The 5,642-nt window shown below is 69.0% G+C and carries 7 protein-coding genes and 2 pseudogenes; 5 read left to right on the top strand and 4 right to left on the bottom strand.

The window, feature by feature from the left end:
* Together ACFW2E_RS29555 and ACFW2E_RS29560 are read left to right on the top strand one after the other, a co-directional pair.
* A pseudogene (locus ACFW2E_RS29555) lies at positions 1-114 on the top strand (aminoglycoside phosphotransferase); the annotation flags it as partial.
* A 450-nt stretch (positions 115-564) separates the two neighbouring features.
* Positions 565-984 (top strand): CBS domain-containing protein, encoded by a 420-nt coding sequence (locus tag ACFW2E_RS29560; protein ID WP_384470128.1) that lies wholly within the window; start codon positions 565-567, stop codon positions 982-984.
* Between the two features lie 305 nt (positions 985-1,289).
* On the opposite strand, the pseudogene ACFW2E_RS29565 reads toward ACFW2E_RS29560, so the two are convergent.
* Positions 1,290-1,759, bottom strand: a pseudogene (locus ACFW2E_RS29565) (HAD family hydrolase).
* Between the two features lie 293 nt (positions 1,760-2,052).
* Positions 2,053-2,226 carry a hypothetical protein gene (locus tag ACFW2E_RS29570; RefSeq protein ID WP_384470129.1) on the bottom strand — a complete coding sequence of 58 codons (174 nt, stop codon included), beginning with the start codon at positions 2,224-2,226 and terminating at the stop codon, positions 2,053-2,055.
* Positions 2,227-2,605: 379 nt separating this feature from the next.
* Between ACFW2E_RS29570 and ACFW2E_RS29575 the strand changes: the two genes are divergently transcribed.
* Positions 2,606-2,998 (top strand): transposase, encoded by a 393-nt coding sequence (locus ACFW2E_RS29575; protein WP_384470130.1) that lies wholly within the window; start codon positions 2,606-2,608, stop codon positions 2,996-2,998.
* Between the two features lie 79 nt (positions 2,999-3,077).
* On the opposite strand, the gene ACFW2E_RS29580 is transcribed toward ACFW2E_RS29575, so the two are convergent.
* Positions 3,078-3,287 carry a hypothetical protein gene (locus ACFW2E_RS29580; RefSeq protein ID WP_384470131.1) on the bottom strand — a complete coding sequence of 70 codons (210 nt, stop codon included), beginning with the start codon at positions 3,285-3,287 and terminating at the stop codon, positions 3,078-3,080.
* Positions 3,288-3,730: 443 nt separating this feature from the next.
* On the opposite strand from ACFW2E_RS29580, the gene ACFW2E_RS29585 reads away from it, so the two are divergent.
* Positions 3,731-4,039, top strand: a complete 309-nt coding sequence (locus ACFW2E_RS29585; protein WP_384470136.1) for a plasmid stabilization protein — start codon at positions 3,731-3,733, stop codon at positions 4,037-4,039.
* Between the two features lie 318 nt (positions 4,040-4,357).
* Here ACFW2E_RS29585 and ACFW2E_RS29590 read toward each other — a convergent pair whose 3' ends face one another.
* Positions 4,358-4,579, bottom strand: coding sequence for a DUF5133 domain-containing protein (locus ACFW2E_RS29590; RefSeq protein WP_384470132.1), 222 nt, complete (start codon positions 4,577-4,579; stop codon positions 4,358-4,360).
* A 691-nt stretch (positions 4,580-5,270) separates the two neighbouring features.
* Here ACFW2E_RS29590 and ACFW2E_RS29595 point away from each other — a divergent pair.
* Positions 5,271-5,498, top strand: a complete 228-nt coding sequence (locus tag ACFW2E_RS29595; RefSeq protein WP_384470133.1) for a hypothetical protein — start codon at positions 5,271-5,273, stop codon at positions 5,496-5,498.
* Positions 5,499-5,642 lie beyond the last annotated feature (144 nt).

Raw genomic sequence — 5,642 nt, forward strand, 5'->3', positions numbered from 1 at the left:
GGGGCCTCCGTGGGCGCGGGGGCGCGCGCCCCCGGCCGCCCGGGCGGCAAGCCCACCTGGGGACCACCCGCCCAGGCCGCCCTGCGACGCCTCATCGCGGCTGTTCGCTCCTGACAGTTCCGCGCCCGGCTTCGGCGGATGAGACAGGTTCGATGTGACCGGAGAACCGTCCCACTTCGGTTCGGCGGCGTGATCGGCAGGGAGCACGGGGTCTGAGGCGGGCGTGGCGAGCATAGGCTCCGGCAGTGATCAGGGCGGGGGCGTGATCGGCGTCTTCCACCGTGCTCATTCCGCGGTCTGTGCCGGCAGGTCACGTGCCACGGTCGCCATCCGCGGGGCGAAGGTGTGCCAGACCGTGTCCATGCCATCCTCCGCTACCCGTCCAGGCAGCCCCTGTGCGCGTTCCGTGCGCAGTATCAGGGGCCGCCTGCATGTCGCGTACCTCGTCGACGGTCCGGGGGTGGGTCGGCGACAGGATCGCGGCGTGCGCATTCCACCCACGGGGTACTCGGCGGACCGACAGCGGTGGACTGCACCGGGACACCCGCGGAAAGGGGGAACGACATGGCGCAGCACGTACGCGACATCATGACCGGCACACCGGTGTCGGTGGAGACCGGTGCCCTGCTCACCGATGTGGCGCGGCTGATGCGTGACGAGGACATCGGTATCGTCCTGGTCACGGAGCAGGAGCACCTGCGCGGACTGGTGAGCGACCGGGACCTGGTGGTGCGCGGGCTCGCGGAGGGTACGGACCCCGAGCAGATGACCGTGGCCGATCTCTGCAGCGAGGAGCTGGTCACCGTCACCCCGGACGAGGACCTCGACCGCGCAGTCGCGTTGATGCGGGAGCACTCCGTTCGCCGCCTGCCGGTCGTCGACGGTGACGAGCCGGTCGGCGTCATCTCGCTCGGCGACTTGGCGATCGAGCGCGACCGGAAATCAGCGCTCGGCGACATCAGCGCGGAAAGGCCCAATACGTAACGCGTTCGGGGAAGGTGAACCGAGAAGGGAAGGCCGAAGGTGCGTGGTCACCGCGCTTTCGGCCCTGTCGCAGGCTCTCGAGGGCTGTGGCAGCCGCGCCGGAAGAAGATCGATGGCCGCGAACGTCATCTCGTGATCGGTGTCCGCGGCATTGCCCTGACGAGTGCCCCGCGGGCCGCACCTCCCGGACATCCGGGTGTCGTCGGCGACTACTGAGGGCCGGTTGTTATGTGGCGTGGGCGTGGGTGTCGGCACCGGCGATACGAAGATCATCCAAGTGCTGCCCGATCCCGTATCGGACGGGTTCAGATCGCGGCATTCCCGACAGGGCTGGACATGAAGGCCAGGATGTGCGGGACCGCCTCGCGCAGACTGGCGAAGTGGCGATGCACGCCCCCACCGGCATGGGGGAGTTCACACCCCACGCCGTCATGCCGGCGCGCAGCCCGGACCGCAGTCCGGACGGGGCGTCCTCGAGAAGGTACGGGACGGGAGAGGGCTTGCCCTCCTCGACGGCGGCCGCGTCCACGATCACGCCCGGCAGCGGCAAGCCCGTCCGCTGGAAACGGCCCCACCCGGTGCTCGTAGTTCGAGGTCACGAGCGCCCACGACCGCGGTGGCAGGCCGTGCAGCAGCTCCGACGCGCCGTCGAACGCCGCATAGATACCCGGCCGGACGTCCGGACGTCCTCGTCCTCCGGCTCGTGCAGCGTGGCCAGGCGCTCGTACGGATCGTGGTCCGCAGCGACCTGGGCGAACGTCTCCGCGTCGGTCAACGTGCCGTCGACGTCGAAGAGGACGTACTACGTGCGACCGGGCTGGGTGGTTTCACGGATCACGTGTTGACCATGCCAGGCGGCGAGAACAGGTCGCAACGAACGCCGACCTGGTCGGCGATGACAGCGGCATCCCTCACGTCGGCCCTGCCCTCGCCGCGGTAGCTCTCGCAGACGTGACGAATGGCCCGGCAGGAGCTGTTCTGCCCCGGCTGGTCGTCTTGAGCATGATCGTGATGCCGTGATCCCACCTCACCTGCCCGGCCGTCTTCGCACAAGTCGGCGCAGCCGGGTCAGCCTAGGCGACGGTGCCGCCTGCCACCGCGGCGAAAGCGCATTGCCCCGTAGACGAGGTCGGCGAGCAGAACGACGACGCCGATGATCAGAAGGTAGAAGAGACCGTGGACGGCGAACCCGATGATTCCCAGGACGATCGCCACGATGACAAGGAGCAGGAACAGGCTCATCGCCCCTCCCGGTGACTTGCATATTTGTCCTCACCTCCGCAACGACATGGGGAGGCATGATCCGGGTTTCCGATTCCTCGGCGGGGAAACCGAGCCGCGTCCGCAGGAGCGGTGTATCGACGGCCGCTCGGTGATCCCGGTGGGCGGCGTTACACGATCGCGGCGCCTGCGGCGGGAGAGGTTCTACCGTCAGTGCGCTGCCCGTCCAGCGTCCGGGGCGAGGAGCTTGTTCGCGGGCGGGGTGCTCGGGGCCGAGCGGTGGGGGCGGTCGAGGCCGTGGACTTGGCCCGGCGGATTGGATTTCCTCGGCCCGGCCGTGATCCGCGGCGGTTCTGGAGCCGCTGTTGCCCAGCGGTAAGAAGGCCGACCGACCGCCGTATTGGCCAGGCGGCAGCTGATCGACGGCATACGGTTCCGGGCCCGCACCGGCGTTTCGCGGCGGGACGTGCCGCAGCAGTACGGGCCGTGGGGCCGGGTGTACGACTTGTTCCGGCGCTGGCAGCGGGACGGCACCTGGCACCGGATCTTCACCGAACTGCAGGCCCGGCCCGACGCCGATGACCTGATCACCTGGGACCTCAGCGTCGACTCCACGGTCGTCCGGACCCACCAGCACGCCGCCGGGGCACGGAAAGGGGGCCTGCAGAGGGAGCCGCCCGGAGGCGTCGCGGTCGAACCGGCCGACCACGGACTCGGCTGCAGGTCTGCACGCTGTGTTTCCGCTGGCCCTGTACTGGATGCACAGGCCGGCGCACGCCCTGGTGACCGCTGAACGTCCGGCAGAGCCGGAGGGGTAGTCGTACCAGCGGCCACTCGCTCGGACGGCGGGCAGGTCAGCGGTTGTTCCCGTTCTAGTTGCAGTCCCAGTAGCCCTGGTGCCAGTGGTGGTTACTGTCGTACCAGCCGCTGTGCCACGAGCAACCCGCGGGAACCGAGACGGTCGTCGTGGCGGGGGCGGCTGCTATGGCCGTGCCCGCCACTCCGATTGCGGTGCCGCCGACCAGCAGGAAGCCGGCCGCGGCGACGCAGGCGATGGCACGCTTGGCGCGATGTACTCGCATGGCTCTGCTCTTTCTTCCACGTTCTCGCACTGGTCCCAGCACGAAGGGGATGGCCGCGGCCTCACGTCGAAGCGTGGGGTCCGGCGATGGGTGGATGGTGCCGCGCGAAAACCGACGCGGCGCTGTCGTCGAGGTCGCCACGTGAAAGCGAGGGACGCACGTCTCCCGGCAGCAGGCCCACCGTTGCGGGAGTGCGTCGCGGGACGTGTCCTGAATCGCGACCTCACCTCTTTCGACGTTAGCGGCCTATCCGTTGGCAGGCACCTCGAGCCCACAGCGCGAGAACCCCTCCGGCAGGTTCCGTTGCCGGAGGGGCTCTACCTGTCGTTTGGCCGATGGCCGTGGACCCTGCGCCCCTGGTAGCCCGTCGTGCGTCCGCTGAGAGCCGTTGGCCAGACGCCGACCTTTGGCAGGACTTCGAGGACAGCGCGCCGGACGCCCTGATCACCCCGCCAACCGCAAGAAGCGCGGTGCGCACGGTGGCCGGCCGCCGAAGTTCGACCAGGCCGACTACAAAGAGCCCCACGCGGTGGATTGCGGCATGGGATAGGGCCAGGCCGGGTGAGTCGAAGAGCGCCGGCAAAGCCTCCTCTCGTGATCCGAAGTCGGCGTCCCAGCGCGGCGGGGAGCGTTCGCACAGCAGCGCGGAAGGGCCCACCAGGGACCAGCTGTACGAGGAGGCCAAGAAGCGCAACATCCATGGCCGCTCCTCGATGACCAAGCGGCAGCTGGAGAACGCCCTTGGGCGCTGACATCAGATGATGCCAGCCCCAGCGGGGCCCTTCGGCCGTGGCCAGAAGATGACGACGCGGCGGGGAGGCTGCCGACGACGCGTCTCGACGGCACGGCCCCGCTGCTGAGGCGTGTCCAGACGGCGATGGCGCAGAGGGTCTCCCGGTGGCTGGAGCCGTCCGTGGCCTTGCGACGGCGGGCAGCGATCCCTGTTTCCGCCGGCAGGGGAGCCGGGATGGCTCGCGACGGCGACTCTGTACCGCGCCCGCTGCCGTGGCAGGCGTCGGCGCCTGCATGTCCGGTGCGGAGCTGCCCGGCTGCGTGGTGCAGTCCGCTCTTCAACGGTGCGGGGAACCGTACGTTGCCATGGCGTCGGCCAGTTGCCGACGGGCTACGAACAGGGCTGTGTCCAGCTGGCGGGTGCCGGTGAGCACACATAGCGTGTAGGTCGCGTCTTCCAGCTGACGCGCGATCTGCGAGCCGCCGGATGCCGACTGCCGCCGGAGTGTCTCGCACCGTTCGACCAGCTCCCGCAGGAGCGGAGGATACGCCATCAGCATGGTGCCTGCCTCCGTCGTCGCCGGTTCGGACGATGCTTCTTCACTCATACGGTCGCAGCCGTCGATGCCTTGCGCACCTCGGGACCGGGAAGCCTTGGGCCCCGGCTGAGCGACCTCCATGACCGTCGGCCTCGCTCGGCGGGGACCACAGGAGACTGCTGCGTCGCACCGCAGTGCCGGTGATGCACCTCTGCGGGGGGGTGTACCCCCGCGGTCAGTGGGTCTGGACGATCAAGGCCAGCTCGGTGATCCCGTTCGAGCTGGACGCGGGTGGTCGCGCGGCGCCATGGAAACCGGGGTTCTATCCCGCCGTCAGGCCCCGGACCAGCCGAGCGCTCCGCGCAGTTGAACATCTCGCCCAGGGCGCTCGCGGAGATGCCGACCCGGCCGGCCAACCCCGCCAAGGGGACCGCGCTCCTCTGCACCCGTCAGGTGATCGAGTGCTCCACCGGCTGCGTCAACCGCGTGGCGCCGCCGGATGTCGACCGTGACCTCCCGGCCGACATCTCCCGGGTGCCGCGAACTGCTGGTCTTGCCTGCACCTTTCGCCCCAGAGGCCATTGACATCCTCGCTCTCGAGGAATAGGACAAAAAGCAGAAAGTGCACAAATTTATGCATTTCGGGGTCGATGGCTCTCAGTGACCCATCTCAGAAGTCCCCAACTGTGCGCCCAGGGAAGGAGGTGAACTCATGAGCGACACCGAACAGATCCCCCCGGAACCCGAGCCGACTCCACCTGTGGACGAGGAACCTGCGGGCGAGGCCGTAGAGGGCGGGGAGACGGAAGCTGCTTCGACCGGTGAGACCACGGAAGCCGAGGCGGCTGCGGCTGAGGGCGAAGCACCCCCAGCCGAAGCGAGCGCCGAGGAAGCGGAGGCCGCCACGGCCGAGGGCGAGGAGCCCTCCGAGGGTGAGTGAAGGTAGTCCCATCCTGGTAAGGCGATCATCATCACGGACATCGGCGAGCGGTGCCCATCCCGAACGGCCGGGGGGAAAAAAACGATTAAGGCAAAATTGGACGCCGCCCCCAAAACCCCCCCCCAACGCAGGCGCCGCGGGGTG

It is taken from the genome of Streptomyces sp. NPDC058964, from assembly GCF_042741275.1.
Taxonomy (GTDB): Bacteria; Actinomycetota; Actinomycetes; order Streptomycetales; family Streptomycetaceae; genus Streptomyces.

Bases quoted from the DNA above. Each gene is read 5' to 3' on its own strand.
- ACFW2E_RS29595 (WP_384470133.1), top strand. From the start codon at position 5,271: ATGAGCGACACCGAACAGATCCCCCCGGAACCCGAGCCGACTCCACCT.
- ACFW2E_RS29580 (WP_384470131.1), bottom strand. From the start codon at position 3,287: ATGCGAGTACATCGCGCCAAGCGTGCCATCGCCTGCGTCGCCGCGGCC.
- ACFW2E_RS29590 (WP_384470132.1), bottom strand. From the start codon at position 4,579: ATGCTGATGGCGTATCCTCCGCTCCTGCGGGAGCTGGTCGAACGGTGC.
- ACFW2E_RS29570 (WP_384470129.1), bottom strand. From the start codon at position 2,226: ATGAGCCTGTTCCTGCTCCTTGTCATCGTGGCGATCGTCCTGGGAATC.
- ACFW2E_RS29560 (WP_384470128.1), top strand. From the start codon at position 565: ATGGCGCAGCACGTACGCGACATCATGACCGGCACACCGGTGTCGGTG.